This is a genomic window from Aeromicrobium sp. CF3.5 (assembly GCF_051262695.1).
Classification (GTDB): Bacteria; Actinomycetota; Actinomycetes; order Propionibacteriales; family Nocardioidaceae; genus Aeromicrobium.
Map to the genome: position 1 here is coordinate 191621 of NZ_JBIMEZ010000003.1, position 14881 is coordinate 206501.

The window sequence follows — 14881 nt, forward strand, 5'->3', positions numbered from 1 at the left end:
CCTAGACTCCAGTCATGAAGCTTGACATCACCGTTCGCGGATCGGCTGAACAGCGCTACCCGGCCGAGCGCGCGCTCGTGTCCATGGCGGTCGCTGTCGAGGACACCGACAAGGAACAGGTCTTCCGCGACGCCGTGGAGGTGCAGGAACCACTCGCGGCCCAGCTGCAGTCGCTGCACGACCGCAGCTCAATCACCGGGTGGTCGTGCGACCAGGTGCGCGTCTTCAGTCATCGCCCGTATGCGCCCGACGGCACGCGGCAGGCCCTGCAGCACGTGGCGCGGCTCGAGGTGCGCGCCGAGTTCGTCGACTTCGAACGCCTCAGCGGGTTCCTCGACCACTGGTCGGGCCGCGACGGAGTCGAGATCTCGCAGGTCAGCTGGGACGTCACGGCCAAGAATCGCCGTTCGTACGAGGCCGAGGTGCGCAAGAGCGCCGTCGACGACGCCGTGCAGAAGGCGCAGGTCTATGCCAACGCCGTGCGCAAGGGCAAGGTCACCCCGTTGCAGTTCGCCGACCCCGGCATGCTCGGTGGTGTCGAAGGAGCGCCCGAGCCCGCCCGCTTGATGCTGGCCCGTGATTCGGGGGGCGGTGGTCCTCAGCTGGATGTGACGCCGTCGGAGATCGTCATCGGGGTCGATGTCGACGCGCGCTTCGTCGCCGACTGACTCAGTTCCCAGCGGGCTCGCGAGCCTTCGCATACCGGCGGTATGATGGCGATATGTGGATCTCCGCCCTGATCGATCGAGTGGCCGCCCTGGTGGGAATCGGTCGTGGTCCTGCAGCCGGTGCGTCTGCGTCCGACGGGCCGCTGCCGCGCGGTTACCGAGGTCCCATGCGGGTCGCCTACGACAGTGCGGTCGTGCACGAGGCCACCAGCTGGAAGTCGCGGATCCTGCAGCGCACCGTGCGGTTGGTGTTCCAGCCGGTCCTGCGATTCGCGCCGGTCAGCGACCGCACGATCAATCTCATCCAGAGGGCCGATGCCCGCTCGGCCGCGCGCGGTCAGCACTCGCGGCACACCGAACCGGTGCGCTTCGAGCTCGGCGGGGTCACGGTCGAGTCGTTGACCCATCGGTACGGTCCCGACAGCGACATGACGATCCTGTACCTGCACGGCGGCGGCTTCTTCTCCTGCGGCATCGAGTCGCACCGCCGTGTGTGCGAGCGCCTCGCCCGCAAGACCGGCGCGACCGTGATCTCGGTCGAGTACGTCCAGCTGCCGCACGGCTCGGTGGCGGACTCGGTCGCCGATGCCGCCACGGCGTACGCGGCCCTGCTCGACATCAGCGCGCACCCCGACAAGATCGTCGTGGCCGGTGATTCCGCCGGCGGATACCTGACCATGAAGATCGCCGAGATCGCCACTCGCCGGGGGCTGCAGCCGCCGGCCGCCCTGCTCGGGTTCTCGCCGCTGCTCAGTCTGGACCCGGACCGCCTCGACAAGGACATCAAGCGTGTCGTTCGTCCACGGGACGCCTACCTGCCCCTGGGCAAGATCGCCAAGATCCGCTCGCGCTGGATGCCCGAGGGCGCCCGCATCGAGGGTGAGGTCTCGCCCCTCGACGCCGTCGACCTGATCGACTCGCCCACCTTCCTCGTCGCCGCCGAGGACGAGATCCTGCGCCCGGAGGTCGAGGCCATGGCCTTGGCACTGACGGCCCGCGGTGTCGAGGTCGAGACGCACCTGTGGCGCGGCCAGATCCACGCATTCCCGGTGCTGGCCAAGGTGCTGCCCGAGAGCGATCTCGCGCTGCAGCTGGCTGCGGACTTCGCCCGCCGCGCCGTCGGTGAGCTGGACAGCGTGCCGACCGTCGACCGCGACGCCCACGTCAAGGTCATCAGCGGCGAGGTGCCCGAGGACGTGGCGGGGTAGCCGCACACCACCGCTCCGAGGTCGGCCGCCTGACACACTGGCGCGATGAGCGAAACTTTCCGCGCCCTGGTCGTCGAGGACTCCGAGTCCGGGCAGACCGCCTCCTTCCGCGACCTGACCACCGGCGACCTGCCCGATCTTCCGGTGCTGGTCGAGGTCGAGTACTCCTCGCTGAACTACAAGGACGGCCTGAACGTCGCAAGCAAGCAGAAGATGGCGCGCACCACTCCACTGATCGCGGGCGCAGACCTGGCCGGGACCGTCGTCGAGAGCAGCGACCCCGCGTGGGCAGCCGGCGACCGCGTGGTGGTCAACGGCTGGGGCATGTCCGAGACGCAGTCCGGCGGCTACACCCGCTACCAGCGCGTCGATCCGTCGTGGCTGGTGCGCGTGCCCGATGCCTTCACGACCCAGCAGGCCATGGCCATCGGCACCGCGGGCTACACCTCGGCCCTGTGCCTTGACGCCCTCGACAAGTGGGGCCTGGCGGCGGGTTCGGACGTGCTGGTCACCGGCGCTGCGGGCGGCGTCGGCTCGATCGCGGTGGCGCTGGCCGCTGCGGCCGGGCACACCGTGATCGCCGCGACTGGTCGTCCCGAGACGCACGAGTACCTCGCCGCGCTGGGCGCCTCGTCGTTCGTCGAGCGCAGCGAGCTGCAGGGTGAGGGACGGCCCCTGGGCAAGGAGCGCTGGGACGCCGGGATCGACTCGGTCGGTGGCTCCACTCTGGTCAACGTGCTGGCCCAGACCCGACACGGCGGAGCGGTCGCGGCCTGTGGTCTCGTCGAGTCGCCCGGCATGCCGAACGCCACCGTGCTGCCGCACATCCTGCGCGGCATCGGCCTGCTCGGCGTCGACTCGGTCAATGCGCCGCAGGCGTTGCGCGAGGCCGCCTGGCAGCGGCTCGCCCGCGACCTGCAGACCGCGACGCTTGACTCCCTGTCAGTCGTCGAGCCGCTCTCGGAGGTCCCGCGCCTGGCCGCCGAGATCCTCGAGGGCACGGTCCGTGGTCGCATCGTCATTGACGTGAATGGCTAGTCATTGACGTGAATGGCTAGTCATTGACGTGAATGGCTAGTCATTGACGTGAGTCGCTAGTCATCACCGGTCGACGTCGACGACTCCGAAGTCCTGATCCAGCTCGACGGTGACGTCCTCGCCGTTCGGCAGGTCGATCTCGACCTCGTAGACGTGGTCGTCATCGGAGTCCGCGCCGGTGGCTTCGGTGACCGTTCCCTCGCCGACCTCGGCCAGGGCTGCGGCTGAGGCGTCCTCGAGCTCCTGGCCGGTCAGGGGGGTGTCGTCGGAGTCGTCATCGGAGTCGGAGTCGCCCGACGGGGTGTCGCTGGTGGACGGGGAGCTGCTGGACGACGACGTGCCGCCGACCTCGACGGGGTCGATGGTGTCGTTGTCGTCGTCGCTGCCACACGCGGAGAGGGTGAGGGCGGCGGCGAGGGCGACGGCGGCGAGGGTGCGGGGGGTGCGCATGGTGTGCTCCTGGATCGTGGGGGTCGTGCTCGATGACCTCATTCCATCGGGCCGGCATGAGGTGGGCGTGAGCCGATAATGAGGGGACTCTCACGTGGGAATCGTGCTCGAACTCGATACAATCAGGGTTGACTGTTTGTTCGTTCCGGTGCATGCTGTGCGGGTGACGATCCAGCCCGAGGTGCGCGAGCGCGTGCCCCAGACCGAGCGGACGCGAGCCATGCGTCGGCGGCTGCTCGAGGCGACCGTCGAGTCGCTGGTCGAGCTGGGCTGGTCCGGCACCACCACCACGGTGGTCAGCCAGCGCGCCGGCGTCAGCCGGGGAGCGCAGCTGCACCACTTCCCGACCAAGCAGGACCTCGTGGTGGCAGCGGTCGAGCACCTCAGTGAGCGTCGTCGCGATGGCATGGAGTCGATCGACCTGCCGACCCAGCGCCGCACCCGTGCGATCCTCGAGGTGCTGAGCGGCCAGTTCACCTCCCCGGTGTTCTTCGCGGCGCTCGAGCTGTGGGTCGCCGCCCGCACCGACGACGAGCTCCGCGCCGCCGTCGCCCCGCTGGAGCGTCGCCTCGGTCGCGAGACCCACGCATTCGCCGTGGAGCTGCTCGGCATCGACGAGACGATCGCTCAGAATCGGCAGCTCGTGCAGGCCACCCTCGACCTCCTGCGCGGCCTCGGCCTCGCTCACTCGCTCAGCGACGACACGGCCCGAAGCGCTGCGATCCTCGACGCCTGGGCGATCACCCTCGACCGCGAGCTGGAGCTGTGATGTCTGTCCTCGAGGAAGTACTGGCCGACCTGGGCGCGGAGAGCGAACAGCTCGACGGCTGGGTGTCCGAACTGCCGGATGGGGGCCCGACCGACGAGGGTTGGCGCACCGTCACGACGCCCGAGGGCTGGACGGTCGCCCACCAGGTCGCGCACCTGCACTGGACCGACAGCGCCTCGATCGCCGCCATCGCGGGCGGTACCGACTTCGAGACGATGCTCGCGACCGCCTCGACCGACCCCACCGGGTTCGTCGATGCCGAGGCCGAGCGGCTCGCGCAGACCCCGCCCGCCGAGCTGCTCACCGCCTGGCGCCGGGGTCGAGCCGACCTGGCCGAGGTGCTGCGTGAGGTTCCCGATGGTGTCAAGATCGCCTGGTTCGGCCCGCCCATGAGTCCCACCTCCATGGCGACGGCCCGGTTCATGGAGACCTGGGCGCACAGCCAGGACGTCGCCGAGGCGCTCGGTGTCGATGTGCCGCGCACCGATCGCGTGCGTCACGTGTGCCACCTCGGTGTCCGCACGCGGGGCTTCGCCTACCTGATGCGCGGGCTCGACGTGCCCGACGCAGAGATCCGCGTCGAGCTCGACTCGCCCGGCGGCGAGACCTGGACCTGGGGACCCGAGGACGCCCCCGACCGCGTCACCGGCGACGGGTGGGACTTCGCCCTGCTGGCCGCCCGTCGCCGTCACCGCGACGACGTCGACGTGCGCGCCTTCGGCGCCGCCGCCGACGAGTGGCTCGACCTCGCCCAGACCTTCGCCGGCCTGCCCGGCAACGACCCACTGCGCCTGGATGATCGGCCTGCCGGTCGGGGGCGGCGGAGCGACCGATGAGCGACGCGACCGGACCCGTGCGCATCGGCAACTGCTCGGGGTACTACGGCGACCGCCTGTCGGCGATGCGCGAGATGCTCGAGGCCACATCGCCGACCGGTGAGGGCCTGGACTACCTGACCGGCGACTACCTCGCTGAGCTGACCATGCTCATCCTCGGGCGGGATCGCCTGAAGGACGAGTCCCTCGGATACGCCAAGACGTATCTGCGCCAGATGGCCGACTGCATGGCGTTGGCCCACGAACGCGGGGTCAGGATCGTCACGAATGCCGGCGGACTGAACCCTGCCGGTCTCGCCTCCGCGCTGCGTGAGATCGCCGCCGACCAAGGCGTCGACGTCGCCATCGCGCACGTGGAGGGCGACGACGTCCGCGAGTCCGGCGACTTCACCGACGCCCTCACGGCCAACGCCTACCTGGGTGCCTTCGGCATCGCGGCCGCGCTCCAGGGGGGCGCCGACATCGTCGTCACCGGCCGCGTCACCGACGCCTCAGTCGTCGTCGGCCCGGCGATCGCGCACTTCGGCTGGAGCCGGGACGACCTGGATGCCCTCGCCGGCGCCGTCGTCGCGGGTCACGTGATCGAGTGCGGCACCCAGGCCACGGGTGGCAACTTCGCCGGTTTCGCAGCGTTGAAGACCTCTGGGCTCGACGTCGAGCGGCCGCTAGGCTTCCCGATCGCCGAGATCGCGGCCGATGGCACCACGGTGGTCACGAAGAATGCCGGGCACGGAGGGGCCGTCACCGTCGACACCGTCACCGCCCAGCTGCTCTACGAGATCCAGGGCCCCACGTATCTCAACCCCGACGTCTCGACCCACCTCGACACCATCGAGCTGAGCACCGACGGCCCCGACCGTGTGCGCATCAGCGGGGTGCGCGGATCGGCCCCGCCGGCCACCACCAAGGTGTGTCTCAATGCGCTCGGTGGCTTCCGCAACAGCGTCGAGTTCCTGCTCACCGGGCTCGACATCGAGGCCAAGGCCACCTGGGTCCGCGCACAGATGGACTCGGCACTGTCGGCACTGCCGCCCGCCGAGATCGTGTGGCGCCTCGACCGCTGCGACGTAGCCGACCCGCCGACCCAGGCGCAGGCCACCGCCTACCTGCACTGCCACGTGCGCAGCGACCAGCCCGATCCGGTCGGTCGGGCCTTCAGCGATGCCGCCGTGCAGATCGCCCTCGCGTCCTACCCCGGCTTCACGGTCTCGCGCCCGCCGGCAGCCGGCACCCCCTTCGGTGTCTACCGCGCCGCCTACCTGCCGCAGGTCGACGTCCCCCACGTCGTCGTGCACCACGACGGCCGCCGCGAGGACATCGCCCCTCCCTCGGTCACCGAACCCCCCGCGAATGGCGCAGATCCGGGCTCGCCGAGGCCCAGATCGACCCGATCCTCGCCACTCGCGGAGACGTCTGCGCCACTCGGAACGGTCGCGTACGCGCGGTCGGGGGACAAGGGCGGCAATGCCAACGTCGGAGTGTGGATCCCGGCCGGACATCCCGGGCGCGCGGACGCCGCGGCCTGGCTGCTGGACCTTCTGGACGTCGACACCGTGCGCACCCTGCTGCCCGAGGCGGCCGCTCTCGACATCGACGTCCACCCGCTGCCGAACCTCGCGGGCCTCAACATCGTGGTCCACGGACTGCTGGGCGAGGGAGTCGCATCGTCGACCCGACTCGATCCGCAGGCCAAGGCGCTCGGCGAGTGGCTGCGCGCCCGATTCGTACCGATTCCCGAGGAGCTCATGCCATGACCACCATGTGGGACACCCCCGAACGCACGGCGTTGCGCGACTCGGTGCACGCGTTCACGCGGGACCGCATCGTGCCGCACCTGCCGACCTGGGAGGACGACGGCGAGCTCCCCCGGGAGCTTCATGTCGACACCGCGAAGGCCGGGTACCTGGCCATCGGCTTCGACGAGGCCGTCGGTGGGGTCGGCGGCGACGTGATCGACACCTGCACCGTCACCGAGGCGATGCTCGCGGCAGGTGGATCCACCGGACTGCAGGCCAGCCTGTTCACGCACGCCATCTCGACGCCGCACATCATCGACTCGGGAAACACTGACCTGATCGATCGCTACGTCCGGCCCACCTTGGCCGGTGAGATGATCGGCTCGCTCGGCATCACCGAGCCCGGCGGCGGCTCCGACGTGGCCAATCTGCGCACCCGTGCGGTGCGCGATGGCGACCACTACGTCGTCAATGGTTCCAAGACCTTCATCACCTCGGGGGTGCGCGCCGACTTCGTGACCACCGCCGTGCGGACGGGCGATGCGGGACATGGCGGCATCAGCCTGCTGGTGATCGACAAGGACACTCCTGGCTTCACCGTCAGCCAGAAGCTGCGCAAGATGGGCTGGCACTGCTCGGACACTGCCGAGCTCGCCTTCGACGATGTGCGTGTCCCGGTCGAGAACCTCGTCGGTGAGGAGAACGGCGGCTTCTACCTGGTGATGCAGCAGTTCGTGGGCGAAAGACTCGGTCTGGCCGTGCAGTCCTACGGCACCGCCCAGCGCGCCCTCGACCTCGCCGTCGCGTACGCCCGCGAGCGCGAGACCTTCGGTCGTCCCCTGATCACTCGCCAGGTCATCCGGCACAAGCTGGTCGAGATGCACACCCGAACCGCTGCGGCCCGCGAGCTGACCCGCCGGGCGATCGAGCGTTCCCTCGACACCCCCAAGACCGATCCGTCGCTGATCCTCGACGCCGTCGTGGCCAAGAACGAGTCGGTCGCCTGTGTGGAGTGGGTCGTCAGCGAGGCCGTCCAGATCTTCGGCGGCATGGGATACATGCGCGAGTCCGAGATCGACCGGCACTACCGCGACGCCCGCATCCTGGGCATCGGCGGTGGCGCCACCGAGGTCATGAAGGACCTCGCGGCGAAGCTGTTGGGGTACTGAGATGCAGGCAAAGAACCATGGTGACGACCGGTGAGAGGGATGTCATGACCACCATCGATACAACCAGTGATACGTACACGACGAACCGAGAGGCGATGCTCGAGCGCGTCGCGGATCTTGCCGCCGAGCACGCCACGGCGCTGGCCGGCGGCGGTGAGCGCTACGTCGAGCGGCACCACGCACGCGGCAAGCTGACCGCGCGCGAACGCATCGAGCTGCTGATCGACCCCGACGCGTCGTTCCTCGAGCTGTCGAGCCTTGCCGCGTGGGGCACCGACTTCGCCGTCGGCGCCTCGATCATCACCGGCATCGGCGTGGTCGAGGGCGTCGAGTGCATGATCGTGGCCAACGACCCCACCGTGAAGGGCGGGTCGTCGAACCCCAGCACCCTGCGCAAGAGCCAGCGCGCCGCGCAGATCGCCGCCGAGAGCGGGCTGCCCACGATCAACCTGGTGGAGTCCGGCGGTGCTGACCTGCCGACGCAGAAGGACATCTTCATCCCCGGCGGCGGGATGTTCCGCTCCATCACCCGCGCCAGCGCGGACCGCCGACCCACCGTGGCGCTGGTGTTCGGCAACTCCACGGCCGGCGGCGCCTACGTCCCGGGCATGAGCGACTACGTCGTCATGGTCAAGGAGGGCGCCAAGGTGTTCCTCGGTGGCCCGCCCCTGGTCAAGATGGCGACCGGAGAGGAGTCCGACGACGAGTCCCTCGGCGGTGCCGAGATGCATGCCCGCACCTCAGGGCTGGCCGACTACCTGGCGGTGGACGAGCGCGACGCGATCCGACTGGGCCGCCAGATCGTCAGGCGACTGAACTGGCGCAAGACCGGCGCTCTTCCGGTGGCCGTCTACGCCGAGCCGCAGCACGACGTCGAGGAGCTGCTCGGCATCGTCCCGACCGACCTGAAGATCCCGTTCGATCCGCGCGACGTCATCGCGCGGCTGGTCGACGACAGCCAGTTCGACGAGTTCAAGCCGCTCTACGGATCGAGCCTCGTCACCGGCTTCGCCCAGCTGCACGGATATCCGATCGGCATCCTCGCCAACGCCCAAGGCGTCCTGTTCAGCGAGGAGGCGCAGAAGGCCGCGCAGTTCATCCAGCTGGCCAACCAGATCGACACGCCGCTGTTGTTCCTGCACAACACGACCGGCTACATGGTCGGCGCGGAGTACGAGCAGGGCGGCATCATCAAGCACGGCGCCCAGATGATCAACGCAGTCTCCAACTCGACGGTGCCGCACCTCTCGATCGTCATCGGCGCCTCGTACGGGGCCGGCCACTACGGCATGAGTGGTCGCGCCTACGACCCGCGCTTCATGTTCAGCTGGCCGAACGCGAAGTCGGCCGTGATGGGTCCGGCGCAGCTGGCCGGCGTCATCTCGATCGTGGCCCGCGCCGCCGCAGAGTCCAAGGGGCAGCCGTACGACGAGGACGGCGACACCGCGATGCGCGCCATGACCGAGCAGCAGATCGAGTCCGAGTCCTTGGCGTACTTCACGTCCGGGATGCTCTACGACGATGGCGTCATCGACCCGCGCGACACCCGGTCCATCCTGGGCATCTGCCTGTCCGCCATCCACACCCGACCGGTCGAGGGTGCCGAGGGGTACGGGGTGTTCAGACTTTGAGCCGCGCGGCGCGCGTCTCGTTCCTCGACGCCCAGCAGTTCGTTCCTCACCGCTGCCGTGCTTCGCACGGGCGCCTGCCGTCGCTCGCTTCGCTCGCTCGGCCCATGCTCACTTTCGAAGGAGGGTCTCGATGATCACGTCAGTGCTGGTGGCCAATCGCGGGGAGATCGCGCGGCGGGTGTTTCGCACGTGCCGGGACCTGGGTCTGTCGACCGTCGCGGTCCACTCCGACGCCGATGCCGACGCGCCGTTCGTGCGCGAGGCCGACCGTGCCGTACGACTCGCCGGCAACTCACCCGCCGACACCTACCTGCGCGGCGATCTGGTGATCGCCGCAGCGCAGAGGGCCGGCGCCGACGCGATCCACCCCGGCTACGGCTTCCTGTCCGAGAACGCCGGCTTCGCCCGACAGGTCATCGACGCGGGTCTGACGTGGATCGGGCCGAACCCCGACACGATCGACCAGATGGGCAGCAAGATCCGTGCCAAGGAGCTGATGGTGGCCGCAGGCGTGCCGATCCTGAGCGTCGACCCGACCTCGGCGAACCTGAGCGCCATTTTCGAGAAGTTTGGCCCTCTGCTGGTCAAGGCGTCCGCAGGAGGCGGCGGCCGTGGCATGCGCGTCGTCACCGATCCCGCCGATCTCGCCGCCGAGATGACCGCGGCCAGTGCCGAGGCTCGCTCCACCTTCGGCGACGAGACCGTGTTCGTCGAGCCGTACCTGCCGGGCGCCCGACACGTCGAGGTGCAGGTCATGGCCGACTCCCACGGCACCGTGTGGGTGGTCGGTGACCGTGACTGCTCGATCCAGCGCCGCCACCAGAAGGTGGTGGAGGAGGCGCCCGCGCCGAACCTTGCCGACGCCACGCGCACCGCGCTGCACGACGCGGCCCGGGCCGCCGCCATCGCGGTCGGATACCTGGGCGCCGGCACGGTGGAGTTCCTCGTCGATGATGATCGGTTTTTCTTCCTGGAGATGAACACCCGCCTGCAGGTCGAGCACCCCGTCACCGAGGAGGTGTTCGGCGTCGACCTGGTGGCCGCGCAGATCGCGGTCGCCGAGGGTGAGGAGCTCGGAGCGGAGCCGACCGGACCACGCGGCCACGCCGTCGAGGTGCGGCTCTACGCCGAGGATCCCGCCGACGACTGGGCTCCACAGACCGGCACGCTGCGGACCTTCGACGTGCCGCTGACCGCTGGCATCCGGGTCGACTCCGCCGTCGAGACCGGGTCGACCGTCGGGATCCACTACGACGCGATGGTGGCCAAGATCATCGCCCACGGCTCGGATCGTCGAGACGCGATCCGCCGGTTGTCAGCCGCGCTGCGCCGCTCCCGCATCCATGGCCTCACCGTCAACCGCGACCTGCTGCTGGCGATCCTGGCCGACGACGACTTCGTCGCCGAACGGCTCAGCACCGCTCTGCTGGACCAGCGTCTGGCCGAGTGGACAGCCCCAGCGGTCGACGATCGAGCCCTGCGCAAGGCGGCCCTCGCGGCAGCGCTCGCCGAGGCCGAGACCGCATCGACGCAGGCTCGGGTCCTGAGGCGGATCCCGCCGGCCTTCCGCAACGTGCCGAGCCAGCCGCGCGTGCGGACCTACGAGCCGCAGATCGCGGTCGAGTACTCCGGTGTCGGAGGACGACTGGTCCAGTCGCAGGTCGAGCGGCTCGCCACGGTCTCGACGTCGCCGAACCTCGTGGTGCTCGACGACGACGGGGTGATCGAACGCTTCGACGTCACTGTCGGGCACGCATCTGATTCGCCCGGGTCCGGCGCTGCCGTGGACGTCGACGGACCCGACGGGTCGTTCTCGTTCGTGCCGGTGCCAGATTTCGTCGACCCGGCCGATGTCGTGGCCGAGGGCTCGCTGCTCGCGCCGATGCCGGCCGCGGTGGTCGATGTCGCGGTCACCGAGGGCCAGACGGTCAGCAAGGGCGACGTCATCGTCGTGCTCGAGGCCATGAAGATGCAGCACACCATCACCGCGCCGACCGATGGAGTCGTCGCCCAGCTGGACGTCACTTCGGGCGCCCAGGTCGAATCGGGGGCGGTTCTTGCCGTCATCGACTCCGCAATCATCGAATGGGAAGAGGATCAGTCATGACCGACACCACCGTTGCCTTCACCGAGACGCGGGAGCGCCAGGAGCTGCGCAAGGCCGTCGCCGCGCTCGGCGCCAAGTACGGCCGCGACTACTTCGAGAAGGCCGCCGCCGAGGGCCGCAAGACCACCGAGCTGTGGGCCGAGGCCGGCAAGCTCGGCTACCTCGGCGTGGCCGTCCCCGAGGAGTTCGGCGGCGGTGGTGGCGACATCGGCGACCTCGCCGCAGTCTGTGAGGAGCTCGCAGCCGCCGGCAGCCCGCTGCTGCTGATGGTGGTCTCACCGGCGATCGTCGGCACGATCATCGCGCAGTACGGCACCGACGCGCAGAAGAAGTCGCTGCTGCCCGGCCTCGCCGACGGCACGTCGACCTTCGCCTTCTCCATCACCGAGCCGGACGCCGGGTCGAACTCGCACAAGATCACCACGACGGCCGCACGCGATGGCGACGACTGGGTGCTCAACGGCACCAAGTACTACATCTCGGGCGTCGACGAGGCCAGCCACGTGCTGGTGGTCTCGCGCACTGCCGATCAGAAGACCGGCAACCTCAAGCCGGCCCTGTTCCTGGTGCCCACGGACTCCGAGGGCTTCACCTACAACGAGATCGACATGGGCATCGTGTCCCCGGAGAAGCAGTTCACGCTGTTCTTCGACGACGTGCGCGTGCCCGCCGACGCCCTCATCGGCAGCGAGGACGCCGGCATCGAGCAGCTGTTCGCCGGTCTCAACCCCGAACGCATCATGGGCGCTTCGTTCGCGCTCGGCACGGCCCGTCTCGCGCTGGCCAAGGCTGCTGAGTACGCCAAGGAGCGGCAGGTCTGGAAGACCCCGATCGGCGCCCACCAGGCCATCGCGCACCCGCTGGCGCAGAGCTACATCGAGATCGAGATGGCTCGCCTGATGACCCAGAAGGCGGCCGCGCTATACGCCGCCGGCGACGTGATGGCTGCCGCCGAGGCGGCCAACATGGCCAAGTATGCCGCTGGCGAGGCCGTCTGCACCGCCGTCGACCGCGCCATCCAGACGCACGGCGGCAACGGCCTGGCCAACGAGTACGGTCTGGTCCAGATGCTGGCGGGCTCGCGCCTGTCGCGGATCGCTCCGGTGAGCCGCGAGATGGTGCTCAACTTCGTGGCCCAGTACTCGCTGGGTCTGCCCAAGTCTTATTGATAGCCGGCCCGCGCTCGTTCCTCGCGCTCACTCTGCGGCTCGCAGAGCTCACCGCAGACCGTCTGGCGGCCTCCGGCCGCCCATGGTCACCACCTGAACCCGAGAGGTCCCGCATGATTGAGTTGGTCCGTTTTTCCGTCGCCGACGGCGTCGGCACCATCACGCTGGACAGCGAGCGCAATCGCAATGCGCTGAGCAGGCAGCTGGTCACCGAGCTGACCGATCACCTGTCCGCGGCCGAGGACGATGAGGCGGTGCGGGTCGTGCTGATCAGGTCTGCGGGTCGGGTCTTCTGCTCCGGCGCCGATCTCGCCGAGGCGGCCGAGGGAGGCATGGAGACGGGAGCGAAGGCGCTGATCGACCTGCAGCGTCAGATCGCCGCCGCAGCGACCCCGGTGGTCGTCGAGCTGGGCGGGCCGGTGCGCGCCGGTGGGCTGGGCATCGTCGGTGCTGCCGACATCGTGGTGGCGGCGCAGTCGGTGACCTTTGCGCTCACCGAGGTGCGACTGGCACTGGCTCCCGCCGTGATCAGCGCGAGCCTCATCCCGCGGTTCTCCTCACGTGCTGCCGCCGACCTGTTCCTCACCGGTCGCACCTTCGACGCCTCCGAGGCGGCCGCCGCCGGCCTCATCACCCGGGTCGTGCCCGACGATGATCTCCAGACCGAGATCGACGCGGTGCTGGCCGACCTCGCGCTGGGACATCCGCAGGGACTGCGCGAGACCAAGCGGCTGCTCAACCACGATCTCGTGGCACGCATCGACGCCCTCGGGGACACCCTCGCTGCCCAGTCGGCCGAGCTCTTCGGCAGTGACGAGGCCCGGACCGCGATGCGCGCATTCCTCGAACGCCGCAAGGGCTGACCCGCTGGCGGAGCCGCGGTCAGCGCAGGCGAAGGGTCCGGCTGGTGGGGGCGCTGTGCTCGGCGCCGGGGTACTGGATCCGAACCCGCGCCACCAGCGGGTGACCGTCTGCGGCGGACGAGCCCAGCACGGTGATCTGGGTGCGGCCGTCGGTCAGCGGCAACGCCGTGCGGAAGTGCTCGGTGCTGACCGTGACCTCGCCGACCGCAGGCAGGCCTGTCGTCCGGTCGATGACGGCGATGTCGATGGTGGCCTGATCGTCGGCGACCGTGACGTCGGCATTGATGCCGACCCGCGCCGTGAGGGTCAGGTCGATGGTCGGAGCGCTGGTGTGGTCGTCGACGTGAAGTGCCGTGGCCCCAGCGGCAGCGACCGATCCGTACCAGCCCTCGCTGAAGTCGCCGTCGACGGCGTCGCGGGCGCCCACGCGGTAGGTGCCCGGCGGGAGGTCGGCGATGACGAACTCTCCGCGTCGGCCGGTGAGCGTCTCGGCCACGACGGTGTCGGTCTCGTCGATCACGCTCACGGTCATGCCGCGCAGACCCCGCAGGCGGGTGCTCCTGACACGTCCGCCGAGCGCGACCATCCGTTCGGCGTCCGCGTCGGCCGCAGGATTCGCCTGCACCTCTTCGGGCGCTTCGGCGGCGTCGCCGAGCTGGTCCCCGGGGCCCACCGGAGGGGGCGACATCGTGACACCTCGCCCGCGGCGGCGGCGCTGGCGCGGGCTGACGGTGGGCTCGGGGGCGGCCGTCGACTCGGGCTCGGCCACCGTGACCGGGGGCTCGCCCTGGCGGCCCAGGATCCTCCGGCGTCGCCGTTGCTTGGTGGGGCGGCGCGTCGAGACGGGCTCGCGTGCCCCGCCCTGGGGTGTCCCGCCCTCGGGCGTCCGGTCCTCGACGAAGGTCGCAGCCGTGGGGATGCCGGGGCCCGCGATGGGCACGCGTGGGGGTCCGCCGCGATCGCGGTCGGGCCCCGACCTGGAGGGGCGATAGATGACCGGGCTCATCTCAGGGTCACCTCCTGCCTCGAGCGAATGGTGATGCCCGGTCGACGAGACGGGACATCCTGATCAGATGACGGTATCGCCCCGCGGGGTTCGCCGCCCGGACCGGTGGAGAAATCGGTGTTCTGCGGCTCCCGAACCGCCGGGCATGTCGAGCCGTTGCGCACCCAGCACCTACACTGGTCCTTCCCCGAGCCGGTGCCTCACAGGCCCCTCACAGCGCGGCCTCGGGAC

The 14881-nt window shown here is 69.8% G+C and carries 13 protein-coding genes; 11 read left to right on the forward strand and 2 right to left on the reverse strand.

Going from position 1 to position 14881, the window contains the following annotated elements; genetic code table 11:
• Positions 1-14 precede the first annotated feature (14 nt).
• Genes ACHAA3_RS07770 through ACHAA3_RS07780 form a run of 3 tightly spaced genes read left to right on the forward strand, consistent with a single transcriptional unit; the run spans position 15 to position 2914 of the window.
• Complete coding sequence (locus ACHAA3_RS07770; protein WP_435708405.1) at positions 15-668, forward strand: SIMPL domain-containing protein; 654 nt, start codon at positions 15-17, stop codon at positions 666-668.
• Between the two features lie 53 nt (positions 669-721).
• Positions 722-1876: an alpha/beta hydrolase gene (locus tag ACHAA3_RS07775; RefSeq protein WP_435708406.1), complete on the forward strand. Its 1155-nt coding sequence runs from the start codon at positions 722-724 to the stop codon at positions 1874-1876.
• A gap of 45 nt (positions 1877-1921) precedes the next feature.
• Positions 1922-2914 carry an MDR family oxidoreductase gene (locus ACHAA3_RS07780; RefSeq protein WP_435708407.1) on the forward strand — a complete coding sequence of 331 codons (993 nt, stop codon included), beginning with the start codon at positions 1922-1924 and terminating at the stop codon, positions 2912-2914.
• 63 nt (positions 2915-2977) lie between these two features.
• Here the strand turns inward: ACHAA3_RS07780 and ACHAA3_RS07785 are convergent, their stop codons facing one another.
• Positions 2978-3364, reverse strand: coding sequence for a PepSY domain-containing protein (locus ACHAA3_RS07785; RefSeq protein WP_435708408.1), 387 nt, complete (start codon positions 3362-3364; stop codon positions 2978-2980).
• Between the two features lie 163 nt (positions 3365-3527).
• Between ACHAA3_RS07785 and ACHAA3_RS07790 the strand changes: the two genes are divergently transcribed.
• The 8 genes from ACHAA3_RS07790 (at position 3528) to ACHAA3_RS07825 (ending at position 13644) form a co-directional block, all read left to right on the forward strand.
• Positions 3528-4133: a TetR/AcrR family transcriptional regulator gene (locus tag ACHAA3_RS07790; protein ID WP_435708409.1), complete on the forward strand. Its 606-nt coding sequence runs from the start codon at positions 3528-3530 to the stop codon at positions 4131-4133.
• Entirely contained in the window at positions 4133-4969 is an 837-nt protein-coding gene (locus ACHAA3_RS07795; RefSeq protein WP_435708410.1) for a TIGR03084 family metal-binding protein, read from the forward strand. Before ACHAA3_RS07790 ends, ACHAA3_RS07795 begins: the two co-directional genes overlap by 1 nt.
• Positions 4966-6723: an acyclic terpene utilization AtuA family protein gene (locus ACHAA3_RS07800; RefSeq protein WP_435708411.1), complete on the forward strand. Its 1758-nt coding sequence runs from the start codon at positions 4966-4968 to the stop codon at positions 6721-6723. Before ACHAA3_RS07795 ends, ACHAA3_RS07800 begins: the two co-directional genes overlap by 4 nt.
• Positions 6720-7874 (forward strand): acyl-CoA dehydrogenase family protein, encoded by a 1155-nt coding sequence (locus ACHAA3_RS07805; RefSeq protein ID WP_435708412.1) that lies wholly within the window; start codon positions 6720-6722, stop codon positions 7872-7874. Before ACHAA3_RS07800 ends, ACHAA3_RS07805 begins: the two co-directional genes overlap by 4 nt.
• Before the next feature lie 44 nt (positions 7875-7918).
• Positions 7919-9505, forward strand: a complete 1587-nt coding sequence (locus tag ACHAA3_RS07810; RefSeq protein WP_435708413.1) for an acyl-CoA carboxylase subunit beta — start codon at positions 7919-7921, stop codon at positions 9503-9505.
• Positions 9506-9635: 130 nt separating this feature from the next.
• Positions 9636-11612, forward strand: a complete 1977-nt coding sequence (locus ACHAA3_RS07815) for a biotin carboxylase N-terminal domain-containing protein (RefSeq protein ID WP_435708414.1) — start codon at positions 9636-9638, stop codon at positions 11610-11612.
• Entirely contained in the window at positions 11609-12781 is a 1173-nt protein-coding gene (locus ACHAA3_RS07820; protein ID WP_435708415.1) for an acyl-CoA dehydrogenase family protein, read from the forward strand. Before ACHAA3_RS07815 ends, ACHAA3_RS07820 begins: the two co-directional genes overlap by 4 nt.
• A 113-nt stretch (positions 12782-12894) precedes the next feature.
• Complete coding sequence (locus tag ACHAA3_RS07825; protein WP_435708416.1) at positions 12895-13644, forward strand: enoyl-CoA hydratase-related protein; 750 nt, start codon at positions 12895-12897, stop codon at positions 13642-13644.
• A 19-nt stretch (positions 13645-13663) separates the two neighbouring features.
• Here the strand turns inward: ACHAA3_RS07825 and ACHAA3_RS07830 are convergent, their stop codons facing one another.
• Entirely contained in the window at positions 13664-14650 is a 987-nt protein-coding gene (locus ACHAA3_RS07830) for a carboxypeptidase-like regulatory domain-containing protein (protein WP_435708417.1), read from the reverse strand.
• Between the last annotated feature and the right edge of the window lie 231 nt (positions 14651-14881).

What these genes read in the sequence shown, in the direction of transcription:
- ACHAA3_RS07770 (WP_435708405.1), top strand. Translation starts at nt 15, where the DNA reads ATGAAGCTTGACATCACCGTTCGCGGATCGGCTGAACAGCGCTACCCG.
- ACHAA3_RS07775 (WP_435708406.1), top strand. Translation starts at nt 722, where the DNA reads ATGTGGATCTCCGCCCTGATCGATCGAGTGGCCGCCCTGGTGGGAATC.
- ACHAA3_RS07780 (WP_435708407.1), top strand. Translation starts at nt 1,922, where the DNA reads ATGAGCGAAACTTTCCGCGCCCTGGTCGTCGAGGACTCCGAGTCCGGG.
- ACHAA3_RS07785 (WP_435708408.1), bottom strand. Translation starts at nt 3,364, where the DNA reads ATGCGCACCCCCCGCACCCTCGCCGCCGTCGCCCTCGCCGCCGCCCTC.
- ACHAA3_RS07795 (WP_435708410.1), top strand. Translation starts at nt 4,133, where the DNA reads ATGTCTGTCCTCGAGGAAGTACTGGCCGACCTGGGCGCGGAGAGCGAA.
- ACHAA3_RS07800 (WP_435708411.1), top strand. Translation starts at nt 4,966, where the DNA reads ATGAGCGACGCGACCGGACCCGTGCGCATCGGCAACTGCTCGGGGTAC.
- ACHAA3_RS07805 (WP_435708412.1), top strand. Translation starts at nt 6,720, where the DNA reads ATGACCACCATGTGGGACACCCCCGAACGCACGGCGTTGCGCGACTCG.
- ACHAA3_RS07810 (WP_435708413.1), top strand. Translation starts at nt 7,919, where the DNA reads ATGACCACCATCGATACAACCAGTGATACGTACACGACGAACCGAGAG.
- ACHAA3_RS07815 (WP_435708414.1), top strand. Translation starts at nt 9,636, where the DNA reads ATGATCACGTCAGTGCTGGTGGCCAATCGCGGGGAGATCGCGCGGCGG.
- ACHAA3_RS07820 (WP_435708415.1), top strand. Translation starts at nt 11,609, where the DNA reads ATGACCGACACCACCGTTGCCTTCACCGAGACGCGGGAGCGCCAGGAG.
- ACHAA3_RS07825 (WP_435708416.1), top strand. Translation starts at nt 12,895, where the DNA reads ATGATTGAGTTGGTCCGTTTTTCCGTCGCCGACGGCGTCGGCACCATC.
- ACHAA3_RS07830 (WP_435708417.1), bottom strand. Translation starts at nt 14,650, where the DNA reads ATGAGCCCGGTCATCTATCGCCCCTCCAGGTCGGGGCCCGACCGCGAT.